At 47.7% G+C, this 20080-nt stretch carries 15 protein-coding genes and 2 tRNA genes; all 17 read right to left on the bottom strand.

The features are described 5' to 3' along the window. Nucleotides 1-104: 104 nt before the first annotated feature. Nucleotides 105-1661, bottom strand: coding sequence for a tetratricopeptide repeat protein (locus tag ABTV53_RS19265; protein ID WP_433745380.1), 1557 nt, complete (start codon nt 1659-1661; stop codon nt 105-107). Between the two features lie 204 nt (nt 1662-1865). Beyond that, nucleotides 1866-2288, bottom strand: coding sequence for a hypothetical protein (locus ABTV53_RS19270; protein ID WP_433745383.1), 423 nt, complete (start codon nt 2286-2288; stop codon nt 1866-1868). A 182-nt stretch (nt 2289-2470) separates the two neighbouring features. Then, a tRNA-Ile gene (locus tag ABTV53_RS19275) sits at nt 2471-2544 on the bottom strand. 56 nt (nt 2545-2600) lie between these two features. Then, nucleotides 2601-2674: transfer RNA gene (locus ABTV53_RS19280), tRNA-Met, on the bottom strand. A 71-nt stretch (nt 2675-2745) separates the two neighbouring features. Further along, nucleotides 2746-2937, bottom strand: coding sequence for a hypothetical protein (locus tag ABTV53_RS19285; RefSeq protein WP_339261571.1), 192 nt, complete (start codon nt 2935-2937; stop codon nt 2746-2748). A 106-nt stretch (nt 2938-3043) separates the two neighbouring features. Further along, a complete protein-coding gene (locus ABTV53_RS19290) occupies nt 3044-4492 on the bottom strand; it encodes an ABC transporter substrate-binding protein (RefSeq protein ID WP_433745386.1) in 1449 nt (482 codons plus the stop codon). A 20-nt stretch (nt 4493-4512) separates the two neighbouring features. Next, the gene (locus ABTV53_RS19295; RefSeq protein ID WP_433745389.1) at nt 4513-5376 is read right to left on the bottom strand and encodes an ABC transporter ATP-binding protein; all 864 of its coding nucleotides are present in this window, start codon (nt 5374-5376) and stop codon (nt 4513-4515) included. 2 nt (nt 5377-5378) lie between these two features. Further along, complete coding sequence (locus ABTV53_RS19300; protein WP_433745392.1) at nt 5379-8288, bottom strand: ABC transporter permease; 2910 nt, start codon at nt 8286-8288, stop codon at nt 5379-5381. After that, nucleotides 8288-9397 (bottom strand): efflux RND transporter periplasmic adaptor subunit, encoded by a 1110-nt coding sequence (locus ABTV53_RS19305; RefSeq protein WP_433745394.1) that lies wholly within the window; start codon nt 9395-9397, stop codon nt 8288-8290. Before ABTV53_RS19305 ends, ABTV53_RS19300 begins: the two co-directional genes overlap by 1 nt. Continuing rightward, entirely contained in the window at nt 9360-10307 is a 948-nt protein-coding gene (locus tag ABTV53_RS19310; protein WP_433745397.1) for an ABC transporter ATP-binding protein, read from the bottom strand. Before ABTV53_RS19310 ends, ABTV53_RS19305 begins: the two co-directional genes overlap by 38 nt. 272 nt (nt 10308-10579) lie before the next feature. Beyond that, the gene (gene pyrE, locus ABTV53_RS19315) at nt 10580-11221 is read right to left on the bottom strand and encodes an orotate phosphoribosyltransferase (protein ID WP_036674850.1); all 642 of its coding nucleotides are present in this window, start codon (nt 11219-11221) and stop codon (nt 10580-10582) included. Further along, nucleotides 11218-11958: an orotidine-5'-phosphate decarboxylase gene (gene pyrF / locus ABTV53_RS19320; protein WP_433745399.1), complete on the bottom strand. Its 741-nt coding sequence runs from the start codon at nt 11956-11958 to the stop codon at nt 11218-11220. Before pyrF ends, pyrE begins: the two co-directional genes overlap by 4 nt. Nucleotides 11959-12060: 102 nt before the next feature. Beyond that, on the bottom strand, nt 12061-15279 hold the full coding sequence (gene carB, locus ABTV53_RS19325) for a carbamoyl-phosphate synthase large subunit (protein WP_062835433.1): 3219 nt from the start codon (nt 15277-15279) through the stop codon (nt 12061-12063). A gap of 1 nt (nt 15280) precedes the next feature. Next, nucleotides 15281-16423, bottom strand: a complete 1143-nt coding sequence (carA, locus tag ABTV53_RS19330; RefSeq protein WP_062835434.1) for a glutamine-hydrolyzing carbamoyl-phosphate synthase small subunit — start codon at nt 16421-16423, stop codon at nt 15281-15283. A 427-nt stretch (nt 16424-16850) separates the two neighbouring features. Continuing rightward, nucleotides 16851-18155 (bottom strand): dihydroorotase, encoded by a 1305-nt coding sequence (locus ABTV53_RS19335; protein ID WP_289389866.1) that lies wholly within the window; start codon nt 18153-18155, stop codon nt 16851-16853. Between the two features lie 125 nt (nt 18156-18280). Then, nucleotides 18281-19192 carry an aspartate carbamoyltransferase catalytic subunit gene (locus ABTV53_RS19340; RefSeq protein ID WP_433754284.1) on the bottom strand — a complete coding sequence of 304 codons (912 nt, stop codon included), beginning with the start codon at nt 19190-19192 and terminating at the stop codon, nt 18281-18283. Further along, a complete protein-coding gene (pyrR, locus tag ABTV53_RS19345; RefSeq protein WP_017687330.1) occupies nt 19192-19755 on the bottom strand; it encodes a bifunctional pyr operon transcriptional regulator/uracil phosphoribosyltransferase PyrR in 564 nt (187 codons plus the stop codon). The genes ABTV53_RS19340 and pyrR overlap by 1 nt, the downstream gene beginning before the upstream one ends. Between the last annotated feature and the right edge of the window lie 325 nt (nt 19756-20080).

Below are 20080 nucleotides of genomic sequence, written 5' to 3' on the forward strand. Positions count from 1 at the left end.
ATCCCAGTAATACGATGAAGTTCAATTAAAGGTTTCAATTTCTATATAGACATTACCCATTACATCCTACATACATACAGGAGACAGGACTTCAATTGTTCCGTTCAGATCAACTCGAAACTCTGGAGCAACGCTGCTGCCTCTTCGTGATCAGGTTCCAGAGCCAATACTTTACGGGTATATGACAGGGTTTCTTCTTCCAGTTCAAGTTCATAACAGCACACAGCCAAATCGTATAAGACGGCTGGATTATGGTTACTCGGATCTGCAACCAATGATATCTCCAGAAACCGTTTTGCATCCTCATACATATACATTTCATATAATAGCTGACCTGCCAGAAATGCGAGTCCCCCTTGGTGCTCCATCACATAGTAGGTCGACCACATCGTATGAATTCCAGACTGAATATCGAGCATTTCCTCATCACTTGCATCAGGAAGAAGACTGGAAATGTGCGTTGCACTGTGGATCAAGAACTCGGCATCATACCCGCCCAAACGCCAAAACGGTAAAATATGCTTCAACTCCATACTTTCTATCCGTTGGTCTATCCATTGTTTCATACTGAAAAAGTCATCCGGTCCAAAACGTTCAACAAATCGATGGTAGGCGAGACGTGTGTTCACATAACTGAGGGGTTCGTCCACCATCAACATGCACCCAACATTCAGATCTTTATAATGATGTGTTGTGAATCGTGTGTAGGCACCCTGTTGTTCCAAGACATACTGAATGGCATGGTAGTTGGCTGTTAAAGAAAAACTTCCGTGCAGAACGAATTCAGGTGGCTCTGCGAACTTCCAGTTATCCAGTCGATGATCCCCTTTATCAGCGGTAATCAACACATAACCTGACTGTGACAACTTGTTCAACCGTTCGAGACAGGACAAGCCAATTGCCGGGAACAGGATGTGGGAATCCTCCAGCTCCGCCTTGTACAACGTGATCAGTTCCGAATACGGATAGTTATCTGCACTATATTCAGGCGCCCTGCGATACTCGTAACTCAACATCATGTTTTTCAACATCTCAGCAGGATCAAGATCAAGACGACGATCCGGAGACTGAACAAGCAGATCACACTCATATATCTCGCCATCCCCAATGTAGATTAATTCCTGCGGAATGCTGTCAAAAAAGTAATTGGCAATCAACAACAACGGTTGTTTCAGATCACCGGGCCGAATAACCGTGCCTGCAACGACCAGATTCAATTCCGTATCCGCCACAGCGTCAAAACGTGCAAAATCCACTATACCTTGTTGAATAAAGGATTGCATGGATGGATGCTCCTGCCACCCCAGCACATTCTCCGCTACCAGATCCGTCATCACATATCTGAAAGGCGGTAACTGTATTCCGGCAAATTCCTTTAACTCAAGCAGTTTCAGGAGAACTTGATGTGCCAAACGCCCTACACCCGCTCCTAATTCAAGAATGGTTACGGTCTCCGTGATCTTTCCCTTGTTCGAGAGGTCCTGAAGAAACCCAAAGATCATCTCTGCATAAGCCGTGGCAATCATCGGATTACTGGTAATATATTGAGGGACTTGATTCTCAGTCCAAGCTTGTAGCCCCTTCTGTTCATAATAAGCTCTCTGCCAATCCCAGACCGGAGCTTCACTGTAACGAAAACGTTGACTTTCATTTGACGTCATTAAAATGGAAACCTGCTTTCTATCACTAATTTCTTCGAATACCATTCAATCTCTGTAATGTATTATATCATAGAACCCTGTCAACTCCATGAAGCTCAGTCTTCCCCTTCAACAAGAAAAAAACCTGCTTTTGAGGGCAGGTCCGTGAGGCCTTTCATTTACAAAGACTATTGATCTAGTTCACTCAGTCAAGGACGCTCAACATTAGTCGGAATACACGGCTCCGTCAAAGTTCTCAGGGCCTACACGGATCGTTCCGAGCAAGTTGGAGCTAATAAATGCAGTGTACGTCAACTGAGGCGTGATCGGAGGATTGAAGTCATCCGCAGAGAACGTAATGATCTGAGGTGCAAGGACACTCAAGCTAAACGTAGACGTTGCAGAATAAATGACAGGGTCTGTTGCTAAAGTTCCTCTGACAATCGTAATTGTTATACCTACGAGAGCCAAAGGAAGTTGTACGGCTACCGTTCCTTTGAGTTGTACCCGTGGGTTTGCCCCTGCTCCTTCTGTTTGCAGACCAATCTGACCGAATAATTGCGGTGTGTTAATTACCAGGATTGGTATTGCAATAGAGTTAGCCAAACTCGCATTCTGAGATGTTCTTGCATCAAGAAATTGACTCATGAAATCTACCTCCTATGGGTTGGGATAAGGTAGTATATGCGAGATTTAAGATATGGCATGGACATACATCGTGATTCAAAAAAAAAGGCATATTAGAAAGACACCACGAACAAGATACCTTCTACTCCAGAGCTTACATGCAGACAGAAAAAAACCCTTGCTAGGCAAGGGTTTTAAGAGTATGGGCCCTACAGGACTCGAACCTGTGACCAATCGGTTATGAGCCGACCGCTCTAACCAACTGAGCTAAGGGCCCTAGACAAAATGTATAACGTGCAGATGATGGCTGTGAATCATCCAAGTAAAACTAAATTGCGGGGGCAGGATTTGAACCTGCGGCCTTCGGGTTATGAGCCCGACGAGCTACCGGGCTGCTCCACCCCGCGTCAGTAAGAAATATTAAAACAGCGACTTAATTAATATACACCATTCTATCCCAATAAGTCAAGGGGTAATGTCAGGGAATAAAACGTACACCGTAACGTCCTTTGCGTGATCGATAAACTTCAACTTCCGCCGGTTCATTATGACCGTAAATCCACCCATCCTGCTCCATACGCTTGGCCAGACATCCTGCCTGAAATTTGGTTGCATACAACTTGCTGAAATATACCCAGTGCATACCGCTCGTCCTTTCCAGAGTCGTCATTTATTCCTGCTTTTTGTAGAATACCCCATTTTCATAAAAATAGCCGCCAAAGATTAAAATCTTCAGCGGCTATATCCTGATCATGATATGACTACTTCATCAAATCTCACTGAAACGTAGCTTTAGGATCCTTTTTCAATTTCTCCAGCATCTCGTTTCCTTTAGCTGCCCACTCACCAAGTGCTTCTTTTGGTGTCTTTTTGTTCTCAAGTACCTGATTGAAATATTCCATCCCTTTATCGTTTACTTGCCATATATTAGGCATTCTTTGATATAACTCTTCTAAATTTTTACTGGGAGGGAGCACTGGCTTAAGTGTGTAAAACGCCTCAATATTATAATCCAATCCGTCTTTAGGTTTAATAAAACTTTTGCGTGATACCATCTCGTAGCTACTACGCGCTTTAATTTTGGCCCAATCTTCACTGTTCATATACTTGATCAATTCCCATGCATCATCCGGATTCTGAGCCGCACTATTAATCGCCATGAGATTACTCAAATAGATGTTGCCTCCAATTTCGGGAGCTTCCGGGTGAACTGGAGGTGTAACCACATCCCAATCCAATTTCGTAAAGTCTTTCATTTTATCCGCATTTTTATTTGCATCAATCAATTGATTAATATAGCTATAATCACCGATAACCATTGAAGCCTGACCACTCAGGAACAAATCCCCCTGTAATGGGCTATATTGTCCTTCTACTCCCTTATCGAATTGTTCATCCCCTTTAGGAATAATCTTATTAATGACCAATTTGCTGATGGTACTCCATACTTTCTCCCATTGAGGTGAATTCACCATCATTTTTTCCGCTTTGTCATCAAAAACTTTTAATTGTAAAGAACTATAATATTGCTGCATAGAGTAGTACGGTGATCCATTCTGATAAGTAGTGAATGAGAAACCGAATACATGATTATCACCTTCACCACTAGTCATACGTGTTGCTAGGTTGAAAATATCGTCCCATGTCATGTTGTCGGTTGGAGGCTCGACACCAGCTGCCTGAAACATTTTTTTGTTATAATAAAGTGCTGAGGAAGAAAATGTCGGCGATAAGGCGTATAAATTTTGGTCACCCAAATCTTTTATACCTTCAAGCACACTAGGTACGATATCGCTTTTGTTAAATTTATCTTCATCCATTAAAGGGTCTAACTGCTTCAACATATTATCCTGTATTAATGACTTGATTATTTGAGCATCTGCGACTACTACATCAACGGGATTCTCTTCAGTCATGATCTTCTTCATATTTTCTAATGCATCTGATAATCCTGGTTGTTGTCCTGACTGACCATAACCGTAGTTACTTTGATTTACAGCAGCTACAATCTCAATCGTTACATTGGGATGTGTCAGTTCAAAAGCATCGGTAAATTGCTGACGGAAGTAACTGTCATCCTGTCCTCCCCACATTGTAGCCACACGCAATACACGTTGCTCCGTATCCTTGGCTTCACTTGCCGTACAGCCAGCAATCAGCGGCAATGCCAGCGTCGCAGTAGCGATGACAGCCAGCACACGTTTTCCCCACATACTATTCTTCATTTCCAATTCCCCCTCTAATATTATCTTGGCGGTGTAATGACAATACGTTCACCGTCAAATTCCAATGTAGCCCGGTTATCAATGGCTAAAGCCTCCAGATACTCTTTTGGCACCTGAAGCCGTCCTGCACGGTCAATAATGACAAATGCTTCATGAATGTCCGGCATACCCGTTTCGGACAAGTTATTCTCATCGTCCAAATTCGGGTTGCGCTTCACAAACTCGGTACTGGTCAAGCCGTCCCGGATCGCAACGATCCGGTCTACCTTGCCAGCTAGTGTCAAGTCATGGGTAACGATGACAATCGTAACGCCGAGTTCCTTGTTCATTTTTCGGAAAATGCCCATGATTGTATCACATGTCTCAGAATCGACCGAACCTGTTGGTTCATCTGCAAGCAGAATTTTGGGACGATTGGATAAGGAGATCGCAATCGCTACCCGTTGCTGCTCTCCTCCTGACAATTGATGCAATTTGTTATGCATCCGATCCTTAAGGCCTACCCATTCGAGCAACTGTTTTGCATAAGCACGATCACGCTTGCCTCCCAGAATCATGGGAGTCTCCACATTTTCCAGTGCAGTGAGATAAGGCAGCAAGTTACGACCGTTATTTTGCCAGATAAAACCTACCGTATGACGTTTGTATTCGACCAATTGGGCATCTGTCATCTTCAGCAAATCCCAGTCTCCCACAACCGCGGTACCAGCCGTAGGACGATCAAGCCCGCCCAGAATATTCAGCAGCGTGGATTTACCGCTACCGCTGTTACCGATGATCGCCATCATTTCACCTTGATTGACAGTCAGGTTGAGACCTTGAAGGGCAACGACTTCCACATCGCTGGATTTAAAAATTTTGACAAGTCCTTCGCATTGGATCACGTTTACCTCTCCTCTCCCATTTTGACTGCCTGGTGGACCCGCAATCTGCGAATCTGCCAAAGCAACATCGTTGCACCAATGACCAACATCACCACAGTGACCCCATACAGTTGCAACATATCTTGCTGTTCAAACACAATCCGGAACGGAGGTACCTGAGCAGATACATTATCCGTCGTTTGCAGGAATGGCAGGAATAAACGACTGGATACCTGACCAATCCCAATACCGAGCAGGATCGACAGCCCCGCTGTGAACACCTGCTCCAGCAGCAGCATACCGCTCAGTTGTGCCCGGGATAACCCCATGGCCCGTAATACACCAAACTGCACAACACGTCCGGACAGGTTGAAGAACCAGTACAGCACGTATCCGATCAACGAGATAATAACCGATACCAGGAATCCAAGGCTCAGAATCCCAAATACACCACCTCGTGAAGGATGTTTACCCTGAGATACCAATTCTGTGCGTACATCACGCACAGAAGATAACTCAATGCCTTCTGCTGCGAGTTTCTCCATTAGTGGAGCCACTTTGGCTTCTGGTTCCATTTTCAGCCATACCTCATAAGGAATCAAAGGCACCTGATCATAGATATAATCCAGATTCGCCACGAAGAATGGCATCTGATCCGGATACTGGGCTGGCCAGTAAGGAATGATCCCGAAGACTACGAATTCAATCGCCTGTCCCTGAACACCCATAGAGACGAGATCTCCAGTTTTGAGTTTGAACTTGTCAGCAAATTTGGAAGAGATCAATACAGCCCCTTCATATTTACCAAGCAAGTCAAGGTACTTGTAGGGATGTGCCAGGAACAGATCGTTGCGGAACCACGCCACTTGAGCAAAGTCTACATTATCAATTCCAACCAGCATTCCCTGCCCCCCTGATTTACCAGAGACGATGATATTACTCTTGGTCTGCAGCACTCTTGCTGCATGTTCAACCCCATCTAATCTGCGGAATACTTCGAATGGAGGTTCAGAGTAGATGACTTTGGAAGGCTGCGAAGACCCGCCGCCTCCACCTGGAGCACCTCCGCCGCCATTGCTTCCGCCGGAACCCCCACCAGTAGAACCTCCGCCTCCACCTTGTTGACCTCCACCCGTACCCCCATTCTGTCCGGTACCAGGCTTAATCTCAGGCGTTCCTTCCCATACGGTCTGCATGATCACATCCGAACCATAACGGTAGAGCGTACGCTCCGTGGAGTTCAGATCAATCGTCCGAGCCGCAGCCGAGTTATACACCCCAAGTCCCAGTGTCAATACAAGCAGGATCATCAACGGATAATAGGACGAAGATGAACGCGATAGCTGCGTTAATGTCAGATACAACGGGACCGGGAGAAACTTGCGGCCGATTAGCTGAATAAGCTTCAAAATCCACGGGAACAAGCGCAGGAAAAATAGCCCAAGCGCAAAGATCGCAAGTGCAGGTACAAAGAACAAAAACGGCTGTACCTGCAGCTGATCGGTTGTCATTCCGGTCTGGAAGGTCAACATCTGACGTTCATAGAACAGGTAGTATCCATATCCAGCCAGACCCAGCAATACAACGTCCAGGAACCAGCGCTGCCATACTGGAGCGCGGTCCGTCCGTGCTTGTCGCCGTTTGGCAGATACAATGGTTGCCCGTGCATAGGTTATCGCAGGGATAAGTGATGCGATGATCGCAACAAGGACCGCTGCTATGCCCAGGAGGATAGCTTCTTTGGATACACCAATCGGAATAGACTTCCGATCTACGAAGGAGAGAAAGCCACTTGCTGAACCGATACTCTTGGCCATAAACCAACCGAGCAACGGCCCAATAACCAGCGCAATCGCGCCCAGAAATATGCCTTCAAGCAGGTAGAGAGAGAAGATCTGCCGAGCTGAAGCTCCACGGCTGCGCAATACCGCAATATCACTCTCTTGCTTTTGTAATGACTGTCTGGCGTTCATTGCAATAAAATAAAAGACCATCGCAATCATCGGTGCTGCCAAGGTAAACAACATGGTCTGCAATTGCAGACTCTGACTGCGGAACTGCTTGAGCAGATCACCAAAGGTGATGTCCACTTTCGTATCTTTCAGCCGCTGGTACAGATCGATATCCAGCCTTTCCAGCATGGAAGTCAGACCTGATAACTGGCTGGTTTGAATTTCTTTCAGATCAAAGGCATAATACCAACGTGAATTTTGAAGTGGAATCCCTTTTTCTTTCAGTAAAACATCATTAAATACCGATTCATCCACATAGAGTCCATTCATCATGCCGTCAAATCCTTGTACCCAGTAAGGGCTGTTCGGATCATCTGCCTTGAAGGAACCCGTAATCTTCACACGTAACGTGATATCCAGGCCGCTATACACCGGATATTCCAGAATGTCACCGATATGCAGATCGTTACGGTACATGCCCTCTTCCAACATGACTGCCTCGATCGTGTCATCTTTGACCTGGTTTCCAGGTTTCACCCCGGCAGAGTAATTCACCTGTGCATCCAGCCCACTCATCGTACCCAGACTCATACTGCGCGCCCTGCTGGCATCCACTTTGGTTGGATCTTCCGGGCTCACCTCTGTGCTGCGAATGGATCTGGAATTCACATACGTATGAAAAGGAAACCCGATATCGCGAGGAACATCCTCACGAATATAACGATCTACTTCATCCAGACCCCGTGTGTCTGTCTTTACGCCACCAGGTGCCTGATAACTCATAAGCAACGAACCGGCTGGCAACCCTTCACTGTTATCCTGCAGCGTTTGCGCGACGACCCGTTTCAACGCACCATCGGCATACATTGGAATACTGACGGTGAACGCTACCGCCACAATCAATCCGATCAGTGTGCTGAAGGTCATCCAGCGCGTGTTCCACATTTTGCGGAACAGCAGCCGAAGTAATGGCAGCCCCATTAGCGTCCCACTACTTTCTGGCCTACGGTCAGACCTTTCAGAATCTCGACATCTGTCGATGTCTGCTGTCCAACTTCAACGTCCACTTCACGCTTGCTGCCATCAGTCTCCACGACTTGTACGTACGTTCTTGAACCGATGGAGCGTAGAGCGGATACAGGAATCACAATCGCGTTCTCGGTACGCTGCGTTACAATTGAGACCGATAGTGGTGTGCCACGTTCCACGCCTTTTGGCATTTTTGCAAGTGTAACGATAACATACTTATCCAGCGTTTCCTTGGTTGGAGGCGTACCGCCTTCACCCGTTCCTTCGCCACTTCCGCTTCCCGATGCTTCCGCGATAGGCATAACTTTAATTTTGCCAGCGACTTTACCGGCACCATTAATGTCCACTTCTGCCTTCATCCCGGCTGAGAACTTCTCCAGATCTTCCTTGGCAAAGGTAGCTGCCACAACCAGATTCGATGTATCCGCAATCGTAGCAATCGGATCATACGCTTTTACGGCTGCGCCCTTCTCTACCTGCACAGCAATAACGGTGCCGCCAAACGGAGCAGTCAATGTGGCTTTACCCAGTTGTTCCTCCAGATCAGCGAGTTCCTGGCGCAGTTCTTCAAACGCAATCGTTGATTCTTCGAACTCCACCGGGTCCATCTCATCCTTCTTGCGGAGTGTTTCCTTCATCTGAACTTCGGACTTGCGAATAGCCAGTTTCTTGCCACGAATCTCCTTCTCCACACTCTCCACATCGAGCACCGCGAGAAGCTGACCCTTTTTCACTTTATCCCCTGGTTTAACATTTAACTCTTTGATATGCATACCATCAAGCGTGAAGTACACCTTCTCTTCCCGCTGACTCATCATCTTGCCGCTGCCACTTACTTTTTTCTCCAACGTTTCCGTCCGGACTTCATATTCCGGTTTCTTGGAGATTGTTGGTGGTGTAATAGGCGGAAGCACTTCTTCCTCTGTTTCTGACGGCAGCAATGAGCAGCCGGACATCGTTGCAACCATTATCGCACCAAGTACAATAAGTGCTGCCCGTTTCCCCCTCTTCGGAGCGGCCCCCTTAGTTGATAAATCTGCCGTCCGCCATTTCATAAACATGGTCCGCAACCTCCAAAATTGTAGGATCGTGTGTAGTCATACATATCGTTACTTGTTCTACTTCAATAATATTGCGGAATACGGCCATGACCTGAGCACCCATCTTGGAATCCAGTTCCGCTGTAGGCTCATCCGCAAGCAACAATCGGGGTCTATGGGCAATCGCCTTGGCTATTGCCACCCGCTGTTGTTCTCCCCCAGACATCTCGAAAGGTCGGTGCTTCACCCTTTTGGATAATCCAACCAGATCCAGACAGTGACCAACCCTGTCCTTCCACTCCGCTCGCGGAACATCCGCCATTCGCAGCGACAGTTCTACATTTTCCCAAGCAGATAATAAGGGCATGAGTGCATACGCCTGGAAAATAAAACCGATCTCTTTGCGCCGCAAAGCGGTCCGCCGCCGGTCTCCCCAATCCTGAAGAGGCTGACCAGAGAACAGAATGTCTCCACTTGAAGGCTGATCCAGTCCACCGAGCATATTCAGCAACGTTGTTTTGCCTGAGCCTGATCTCCCCTTCAGCATGACCAGTTGTTGCGGATTCACTTCCATATCAATGCCTTTGAGCACATGGATGATACGACTGCCTGTCTGGAAACTGCGATGCACGTTACGTACCTCCAGTACAGGTCCATCATACGGGGGCAATATGTCCTTCTTCTGCTTGATCTTCTTCTGGGGTTCATCAACGGTAGTGACAGTAGTTGCAGCCACTTCATCTGAAACGATTTCACTTTCAGGTAACGGAGGTTCACTCGTCGGGCCATCCTGTTCATTGTTGTATGTATTTTCTCCCGAAACCGTCGATGCCTCCAGCTGCGCTTCCTCCTGTTGATATTCATCGCCTGACTGGCTCTTGGCAGGTCTTTTTCTGAGAAATAAATTCTTCATGCCAGCAATCACGCTCATCCTTTCTTCATATCCCGTTCACTTCTTCAAAAAACCTAAAATTAGAAATCTGTTCCAACCTACACTGAATTATAAACGACCGATCCCAACTAAAAGTTACAAGCTTTTTACAACGGTAGAGGGAAAAAGTTAATATTTTGATGAACAAACGAAAAAAGCACCCCAATGTATGGGGTGCCTCTTGCTTATTCGATGGTTTTGCCGCTATGACGGCAATCATTACAATTTTGATACCGTTTGACATTGAACACATATTGTATCATGCAATGATATTATTTACCAAATGAAGAAGGATCTTCACGCCAGGATTTGAGCAACTCAAAGTCACTCTCCTGAATCGTTCCCTGAGCCAAAGCCACATCCATCAGCGCCGTGTAATTGGACAGCGTCTGAAGCGGAATTCCAGCATCTTCGAATGCTTTTACGCCTTTATCCAACTGGTAACTGAAGATGGCAAGTACGGCGAGCGGTGTTGCACCTGCTACACGTACAGCTTCTGCTGCTTTGATTGAACTGCCACCTGTAGAGATCAGATCTTCGATAACTACTACTTTCTGACCTTCAGTGATCAGACCTTCGATCAGGTTCTCCTTACCGTGTCCTTTCGCTTTATCGCGAATGTAGGCCATCGGCAGATTCAGCTTCTGAGCCACCCAGGCAGCATGCGGGATACCTGCGGTTGCCGTACCTGCAATAACTTCTGCATCCGGATATTGGTTACGAATGATCGTTGCAAAGGCTTCAGCAATATCGTTGCGAATCTCGGGATAGGACATCGTTAAGCGGTTATCACAGTATATCGGTGATTTGATGCCGGATGTCCATGTAAATGGCTGCTGCGGACGCAACGCCACGGCTTTAATTTTCAACAATTGGGAAGCAATATGGTTCGGAATCTCATTCAGTTCGATCATGCGTTCAACATCTCCTTCAAAATGGTTTCTGCCGCTTCACGTGGATTGGGAGCGCCTGTAATCGGTCTGCCTACAACAATGTAATGACTTCCTCTGGCGATCGCTTCCCCTGGCGTCAAGACGCGTGTTTGATCCCCCAGACCACTACCCGCTGGACGAATTCCTGGTGTAACGGTGTGAAAGTCACTGCCACACGCTGTCCGAATTGCGGGCACTTCCAGTGGAGAAGCAACAACTCCATCCAGTCCGGCTTCTTGGGATAAGCCTGCATAACGAACCACAGCAGCTTCCACACTTCCAGGGATGCCGATCTCGTTATTCATCGTTTCCAGACTTGTACTGGTCAGTTGGGTGACTGCAATGATCTCAGGTCTTTGTAAAGAAGGATCAGCAGCAATCGCTGCCTCAGCACCTTCGCGTGCAGCACGCATCATGATCGTTCCACCCGCTGCATGCACATTGAACATGTCTACCCCAAGACGCGTGATACTCTCAGCACCGCCACGAACGGTGTTGGGAATGTCATGCATTTTCACATCCAGAAAAACGGAGTAACCTTTGGATTTCAACTCCCGAATAAAGTCAGGTCCTGCTGCGTAGAACAGCTGCATGCCCACCTTAAGATAACAGGGAATGCCTTCAAGAGCCTGTACCAATTTTTGAGCTTCTGCCGCTCCAGGATAATCCAGTGCCACCATCAGACGGCCAGCCATTTCATTGAAACTCGCTTGATTCATCACCAGCGCTCCCCTCCACTTGCTCATTTTTTCCGTTTTTGCCCGATATAAAGGACATCCCGCCAGCCCGCAGACTGACTGATGTCCTTCATCAGTGAGTATTTATTTCACAAAGACAGGCATTGCTTCAGAAGAGAAGTTGATCGTTTGCAGCATAATCAGCAGCGCACGAATCGTATCCAGTGAAGTCATACATACAATGCCGTTCTCTACCGCTTCACGACGAATTCGGAATCCATCACGTTGCGGTGTTTTGCCTTTGGTGAGTGTGTTGAAAACAAAGTTCGCTTCGCCGCTGCGGATCATATCCAGAATATTCGGCGAACCTTCGCTTAATTTGTTCACAGTCGTTACCGGAATGTTCGCTGCTTCAAGCGCAGCTGCTGTTCCGCCAGTAGCCATGATTTTGTAACCCAGTCTGTAGAAACCTTCGAGCAAAGGAACCGCTTCGTCCTTGTCTTTGTCTGCCACAGTCACGACAATCGCTCCGGTTGCCGGAATTTTCATTCCTGCGCCGATGAGACCTTTGAACAACGCTTTCGCATAATTCGGGTCACGACCCATAACCTCACCTGTGGATTTCATCTCAGGTCCAAGGGTTGGTTCAACACGACGCAGCTTCGCGAAGGAGAAGACTGGAACTTTGACAGATACATGGTCTGACTCAGGCCACAGCCCGTCAACATAACCAAGATCTTTCAGTTTCACACCCAGAATGGCTTGTGTTGCCAGGTTCGCCATCGGAATGTTGGTTACTTTGCTCAGGAATGGCACGGTACGGGATGAACGCGGGTTCACCTCGATAATGTACACTTGGCCATCATGGATAACAAACTGGATGTTGACCAAACCTACCGTTTTCAGTTCTTTCGCAATTTTGATTGTAATCTCTACAATTTTCTCTTTCATATCCTGGGACAGGTGTTGCGGAGGATATACCGCGATGGAGTCACCCGAGTGAACCCCTGCACGCTCGATATGTTCCATGATTCCTGGAATCAATACCGTTTCACCATCACAGATGGCATCAACCTCAACTTCTTTACCCATCATGTAACGGTCGATCAGAACCGGATGCTCCGGATTGATTTTAACCGCCTGTTCCATGTATGTCAGCAATTCTGCATCGGAGTATACAATCTCCATCGCACGACCGCCGAGTACATAGGAAGGACGAACCAGTACCGGGTAACCCAGACTTTGAGCTGTTTCTACCGCATCATCAACGGAAATGACCGTTTTACCTTTTGGCTGTGCAATCTCCAGACGGGAGAGCAGACGCTCGAACTTCTTGCGGTCCTCCGCCTCATCGATGCTTTCCAGATCCGTTCCGAGAATGGTTACACCTGCATTACGCAGTGGTGCTGCCAGGTTGATGGCCGTTTGACCACCGAACTGTACGATAACCCCTACGGGTTTCTCCTGTTCAATCACGTTCATCACATCTTCGAAGAAGAGCGGTTCAAAGTACAGACGATCGGATGTATTAAAGTCCGTAGACACCGTCTCCGGGTTATTGTTGATAATGACTGCTTCGTATCCTGCTTTTTGCAATGCCCATACGGCGTGTACAGTAGAGTAGTCAAACTCAATCCCTTGACCGATCCGGATTGGTCCTGAACCCAGCACCACAACTTTTTGCTTGTCTGAAGGGATCACTTCATTCTCTGTCTCGTAAGTTGAGTAGTAATATGGCGTTGTTGCTTCGAACTCAGCTGCACATGTATCTACCATTTTGTACACTGGGCGCAGGTTCTCTGCTTCCCGGCGAGTTCTAACTTCCGCTTCAGTTGTTAATGTGCCTCCAGGTTGACCTTGCGCACGCAGTTCGGCAATAGCACGGTCTGTGAATCCAAGGCGTTTCGCTTGATACAGAATGTCGGAAGACAATTCGGATTCTTCGCGAATGCGATCTTCAAATGCGATCAGACCTTCAATTTTGTCCAGGAACCACCAGTCGATCTTGGTCAGGTCTTGCAGTTGTTGCAACGTATATCCTCTACGGAATGCTTCGGCAATCAGGAAGATACGCTCATCATCCGCTTTGATCAGACGTTCATTCAGCGTAGCTTCATCCAAAGTTTCTGCATCCTTCAGGTAGAGGCGATGTACGCCAATTTCCAGGGAACGCACGGCTTTGTGAATCGACTCTTCGAAAGTCCGGCCGATGGCCATAACCTCGCCTGTTGCTTTCATCTGCGTTCCCAGTTTACGGTTCGCCGAGATGAACTTGTCGAAAGGCCAGCGCGGGATTTTGCTCACGATATAATCCAGTGTAGGCTCGAAGCAAGCATACGTTTGGCCTGTTACCGGGTTTACGATTTCATCCAACGTGTAACCCATAGCAATTTTGGCAGCCATTTTCGCAATTGGATAACCGGTTGCTTTGGAAGCCAGGGCTGATGAACGACTTACACGTGGATTTACTTCGATAACATAGTATTGGAAGCTGTGTGGGTCCAGTGCAAACTGTACGTTACATCCACCCTCGATGTTCAGGGCACGGATGATTTTCAGGGAAGCTGAACGCAGCATTTGATATTCACGGTCCGACAGGGTTTGACTTGGTGCTACAACGATACTGTCGCCTGTATGAACACCTACCGGGTCGAAGTTTTCCATGTTGCAGACAACGATACAGTTATCGTTTTTGTCCCGCATAACCTCATACTCGACTTCTTTCATGCCTGCAATGCTCTTCTCGACCAGACATTGCCCAATCGGGCTGTAACGAATTCCCGCTACCACAGTCTCGCGCAGCTCTTCTTCATTGGCACAAATTCCGCCACCTGTTCCGCCCAGCGTATAGGCTGGACGCACGATGATTGGATAACCAATCTCATTTGCAAATTCAAGTGATTCTTCAAGTGTCGTTACGATCACACTCTCAGGTACAGGCTGTTCCAGTTCACGCATCAGGTCACGGAACAGATCACGATCTTCCGCTTTCTCGATGGAAGTCAGCTGTGTTCCGAGCAATTTCACATTTTCACGTTCCAACACACCTGCACGTGCCAGTTCTACCGCCATGTTCAGACCTGTCTGACCACCCAGTGTTGGCAGCAAGCCGTCTGGACGCTCCTGACGAATGATTTGGGTTACAAAATCCAGTGTAATTGGCTCAATGTAGACTTTATCAGCCATATTGGTATCCGTCATAATGGTCGCCGGGTTGCTGTTGATAAGTACAACTTCCACGCCTTCTTCTTTCAGAGCCTGGCAAGCCTGTGTACCGGCATAGTCGAACTCGGCCGCTTGACCGATGACGATTGGACCGGAACCAATCACCAGGATTTTTTTGAGATCTTTGTTAATCGGCATGTTATTGTGCTCCTTTCACTGCGGCTGCCAATACGGCTTGACGCGGCTTTTGCGGGTTAGTGATCTTGTGCTCGCGAATCATCTCGATGAAGCGGTCGAACAGATAGCTGTTGTCGTAAGGGCCCGGGGCTGCTTCAGGGTGATATTGAACCGAGAACGCCGGGAATGATTTATGTTTCAGACCTTCAATGGTCTTATCGTTATTGTTGATATGTGTAACTTCCAGATCTGTACTCTTCACAGACTCTTCATTTACGGTAAATCCATGGTTCTGGGATGTGATGAAGCAACGTCCGCTCTCCAGTTCTTTCACCGGGTGGTTTCCTCCGCGATGTCCAAACTTAAGTTTTTCGGTGTCTGCTCCTGCCGCAAGTGCGAACAATTGGTGACCCAGGCAGATGCCGAAGATCGGGTATTCGCCAAGCAGTTCACTGATCATTTTAACTGCGTGAGGTACGTCTTTTGGGTCCCCAGGGCCGTTGGACAGTTGAATGCCGTCCGGGTTCAGGCGACGAATCTCGTCTGCTGTTACATCGTGTGGAACAACGACAACGTCACAGTTACGTTTGCTGAGTTCGCGCAAGATTCCTGTTTTGGCACCATAATCCACGAGCACAATACGTTCAGCCGTTCCCGGGCTGTTGTAGACATGCTCCGTAGAAGTCATTGGCACCTGGTTACGCAGCTCGGCAATGGTGGTGTCTCCCATCATCTCCAGCAGTTCTTCCACAGGCTTGGATCCTGTTGTGAGAATTCCCTTCATTGTGCCGTGATGACGAATCCGGCGAGTCAACATGCGTGTATCAATTTCGCTGATTCCTACGATACCGTATTCCTTGAGCAGATTGTCTACGCTATATTCCGCACGCCAGTTGCTTGGCGTTGGCTCATGACGACGCACAACAAAACCGTGTACGTATGGACGAATCGACTCAAAGTCATCACGCGTAATACCGTAGTTTCCGATCAGCGGATACGTCATGGTTACGATTTGACCGCAATAGGAAGGATCCGAAAGCACCTCTTGATAGCCTGTAATTCCCGTATTAAAAACGACCTCACCTGTAGTTTCACCTTCAGCACCAAATGCTTTCCCGGTGAACAGTGTGCCGTCTTCCAACAATAATCTTGCCTGTGCCTGCATCCCATTTCACTCCTCTGTGTTTATCAACGTTGAATACTTTGAGTTGAACATGGGGGACGTTACGTACGGTGTGGCTCCGTGGGCAGAAGACCCTTTGATCGCTGTTATCCCCGGATTACTTTGATCCCATTCTTCAAATGGAGTAATCCGGTGATAAAGGCGAACGCTTTGCTTCTTCGGGTTCTTTCTGCCCTCTCCGCAGTTACGTTGTTGTCCATGTTCAAAAGCATTATTCAACTTTGCTTTGTTTCGTATGTTAGACTCTCGGCATGATTTGCCTCGAGTTAGTTGAAAAGATGTTACTGTGTAGAAGTTGTAAATTTAGAGTTATAAAGACTTGTTGATTAAAGAGTTAAGAATTACTGTTACTGTTTTAAAGAGTTGAAGATATAGAGTTACTAATTTATCAATTTACTAAATTACCGTTTTATTGTTGTACAGTGTTGCTCCATACGCTTTTGCCATCCACCCATGTTTGTGTGGCCCAGCCTTTCAGCTTCCAGCCTGTGAATGGGGTGTTTCTTCCTTTGGTTGCAAACGTTGCAGGATCAACTGCTTTTTCCTCGTTCAGGTCAATCATCGTGATATCCGCTGGGGCTCCCTCTTCCAGTTTGCCTGTATCCAGTCGGAATACACGTGCCGGATCAGCTGTCATGCGTTTCACCAGAAAGTCCAAGCTCCACAGTCCTGTTTCCACAAACTTCGTGTACAGCAGCGGGAAGGCTGTTTCGAATCCTACGATTCCGAACGGTGCAAGCTCCATGCCTTTGGCCTTCTCTTCTTCACTGTGTGGCGCGTGATCAGTTACGATCATATCCAGCGTGCCGTCCAGCAAACCTTCGATGCACGCCTGCACATCGCGTGGTGAGCGTAGCGGCGGGTTCATTTTCCAGTTGGCATCCATGCCCGGGATATCTTCATCCGACAACACCAGATGGTGCGGACATACCTCAGCAGTTACTTTGATACCGATGGACTTCGCCAGACGAATCAGGCGAACCGATTGCTCTGTACTTACATGGCAGACGTGGTAATGAACTCCGGTTGCTTCTGCAAGCAGGATATCACGACCTACGTGGATGGCCTCGGATTCATTTGGAATGCCTTTGATGCCGTGACGCTTCGAAAACTCGCCTTCCGTCACATATCCACCAACAACCAGTGAATCATCTTCACAGTGAGCGATCACTGGCATATCCATGCTTGCCGCGAGGCTCATGGCATCCTTCATCATCTGAGCGTTTTGTACGCCTACACCGTCATCCGTGAATCCAATAGCGCCTGCTTCTTTTAATGCGGCAAAATCGGTGAGTTCACGACCCAGTTCGTTTTTCGTAATGGCTGCGTAAGGCAACACTTTAACCAGATCAGCTTCTTTGGCTTTATCCAATACCAGTTTTACAACTTCCGCTGTGTCTGTTACTGGTCTTGTGTTCGGCATGCAAGCTATTGTTGTAAAACCACCTTGTGCTGCTGAACGGGCACCTGTCTCGATCGTCTCTTTGTGTTCGAATCCAGGTTCACGCAGATGTACGTGCATATCGATCAATCCAGGAATGACCAGTTTGCCTGATGCGTCTGTTACACTCTGCGCTGATTTTTCGGCATCCAGTACGGCTTGGTCTTCCAGACCAGCGATCTTTTTAATTTTACCTTCATCTATAATGATGGTTTTCCGTTCAAGTTCCCCTTTTTGGTTCAAGACGTTCGCGTTTTTTATAATCTGTAGCATAATTGCCCTCCGCTTCGGTTCTGTCCGGCTTACCAGGCAAGCCGGATGATTTCTTTATCGTGTACTCTCTTATTGCTCTATAAGAACTACCGTACCGTCAGCCTATGACCCACAGCCAGACCCTGTTACAGTTTCATCGCACGTTCCATAACCGCCATGCGGATCGGAACGCCGTTTGCCATCTGCGGGAAGATCCGCGATGCTTCACTTTCCACAACCGCGTCATCTACCTCGACGTTGCGATTCACAGGAGCAGGGTGCATGATGATAGTGCTTGGTTTTAGGCGTGATGCCCGTTCTTCCGTCAATCCGTAGTGTTCGCGATAATCCTCAGCTGAAGTAATTAAGCCATGTTGATGACGTTCCAGTTGAACGCGGAGCATCATGACTACATCTGCATCCAGCGCTTCTTCAAGACCGACATAAGGAGCATGCTCTGCGAGTTCCGGTGCCTGCATCGTTTGCGGAGCACAGAAGCGTACATCTGCACCAAACTTTTGCAGTGCCCACAGGTTGGAACGAGCTACACGGCTATGCAGGATGTCACCAATGATGGAAACACGCAAGCCTTTGAGTTCGCCAAACGCTTTCCTCATCGTGTAGAGATCCAGCAACGCCTGTGTGGGATGCTCATTATTGCCGTCTCCGGCGTTCACGAGTGGTACACTCACTTTCTGAGCCAGTTGTTGCAGAACGCCTGCCGGTTTCAACCGGATCACGCCTGCATCAATGCCCATCGACTCAAGTGTTCGCACCGTATCGTAGATGGACTCTCCTTTTTCCACACTGGATGCAGCTGCCGTAAAGTTCAGCACTTGTGCTCCCAGGCGCTTCTCTGCCATTTCGAAGGAGAATCGGGTACGAGTGCTGTTCTCGAAGAACATGTTCGCAACGAAGCGTGATTCCAGTACAGGAACCAGTTTCTCTTTCTGCGCTTCCCAGTGAGCCGCTCTGTTCAGAATGGACTCGATTTCTCCTCGACTAAGTTCCTTCAGTCCAAGCAAGCTTCGGTCTCTCAATGCTGTCTGTGTAATCATCATGCTTGCTCCCCCCGGTTCTGAGTGATCTTGACTTCGTCCTGTCCGTCCGTTTCCATGAGTGCAACTTCGATCTCCTCTGATTTGGAAGTCGGTACATTCTTGCCGATAAAATCAGGTCGAATCGGAAGTTCCCGGTGTCCGCGGTCTGCGAGTACAGCCAGCTGAATGTTCTGCGGTCTTCCACAGTCCATCAGGGCATCCATCGCTGCGCGAATCGTCCGTCCGGTATAGAGCACATCATCGAACAAAATCACTTTTTTGTTATGGATCGAAAGTGATTCAGGTGTCATAATCAACATTTCCTTGCGATTCGCTTTATTTTCGTCCAAGCGGTCATCGCGGTAAGGAGTCACATCCAGTTCTCCCCAGGGGACTTTGGCGCCCTCGATTTCTTCAATCTTGGCGGCAATCCGTTCTGCCAGGTAAACCCCGCGTGTACGGATACCGACCAACACACAATCGTCGATTCCTTTGTTTTTCTCCAATATCTCATGGGCAATCCGTGTTAGTGCGCGGCGGATCGCCGTCTCATCCATAATGACATGTGTCTCTGTGCTCATGCGTTCAGCCTCCTCAGGATTTCCCTTCAGCATCATGGCCCCGTGACGAGGAGAACAAAAAAGACTCCTTGCCGTGTTTATTGGCAAGGAGTCTCCGAACTTCAGACCGCTCTGAAGAAAGTTTACTCTCGGGGATGCATCGCTTCATTTGCCGCAGCAAAAAACGATGTATCGTTCACGTTACCTTGCCAGTCTCACGGGACTGATTTAAAGGTGCTATTCATGTCGTTCATATTGCAGGACCTCACAGGGTTCTATAATCAATATGTCCGTTTGTCTTCATGAATTATGACAGAAAGACACCCCCCTGTCAACACCTCACCAT

Source organism: Paenibacillus amylolyticus (genome assembly GCF_050990605.1).
Lineage (GTDB): Bacteria > Bacillota > Bacilli > Paenibacillales > Paenibacillaceae > Paenibacillus > Paenibacillus amylolyticus_H.

Excerpts from the sequence above, each read along its gene's own strand:
- ABTV53_RS19300 (WP_433745392.1), bottom strand. The coding sequence starts at position 8,288 with ATGGGGCTGCCATTACTTCGGCTGCTGTTCCGCAAAATGTGGAACACG.
- carA (WP_062835434.1), bottom strand. The coding sequence starts at position 16,423 with ATGCAGGCACAGGCAAGATTATTGTTGGAAGACGGCACACTGTTCACC.
- ABTV53_RS19270 (WP_433745383.1), bottom strand. The coding sequence starts at position 2,288 with ATGAGTCAATTTCTTGATGCAAGAACATCTCAGAATGCGAGTTTGGCT.
- ABTV53_RS19285 (WP_339261571.1), bottom strand. The coding sequence starts at position 2,937 with ATGACGACTCTGGAAAGGACGAGCGGTATGCACTGGGTATATTTCAGC.
- pyrF (WP_433745399.1), bottom strand. The coding sequence starts at position 11,958 with ATGAATCAAGCGAGTTTCAATGAAATGGCTGGCCGTCTGATGGTGGCA.
- carB (WP_062835433.1), bottom strand. The coding sequence starts at position 15,279 with ATGCCGATTAACAAAGATCTCAAAAAAATCCTGGTGATTGGTTCCGGT.
- pyrE (WP_036674850.1), bottom strand. The coding sequence starts at position 11,221 with ATGATCGAACTGAATGAGATTCCGAACCATATTGCTTCCCAATTGTTG.
- ABTV53_RS19290 (WP_433745386.1), bottom strand. The coding sequence starts at position 4,492 with ATGAAGAATAGTATGTGGGGAAAACGTGTGCTGGCTGTCATCGCTACT.
- ABTV53_RS19310 (WP_433745397.1), bottom strand. The coding sequence starts at position 10,307 with ATGAGCGTGATTGCTGGCATGAAGAATTTATTTCTCAGAAAAAGACCT.
- ABTV53_RS19335 (WP_289389866.1), bottom strand. The coding sequence starts at position 18,155 with ATGCTACAGATTATAAAAAACGCGAACGTCTTGAACCAAAAAGGGGAA.
- ABTV53_RS19265 (WP_433745380.1), bottom strand. The coding sequence starts at position 1,661 with ATGACGTCAAATGAAAGTCAACGTTTTCGTTACAGTGAAGCTCCGGTC.
- ABTV53_RS19340 (WP_433754284.1), bottom strand. The coding sequence starts at position 19,192 with ATGATTACACAGACAGCATTGAGAGACCGAAGCTTGCTTGGACTGAAG.
- pyrR (WP_017687330.1), bottom strand. The coding sequence starts at position 19,755 with ATGAGCACAGAGACACATGTCATTATGGATGAGACGGCGATCCGCCGC.
- ABTV53_RS19305 (WP_433745394.1), bottom strand. The coding sequence starts at position 9,397 with ATGTTTATGAAATGGCGGACGGCAGATTTATCAACTAAGGGGGCCGCT.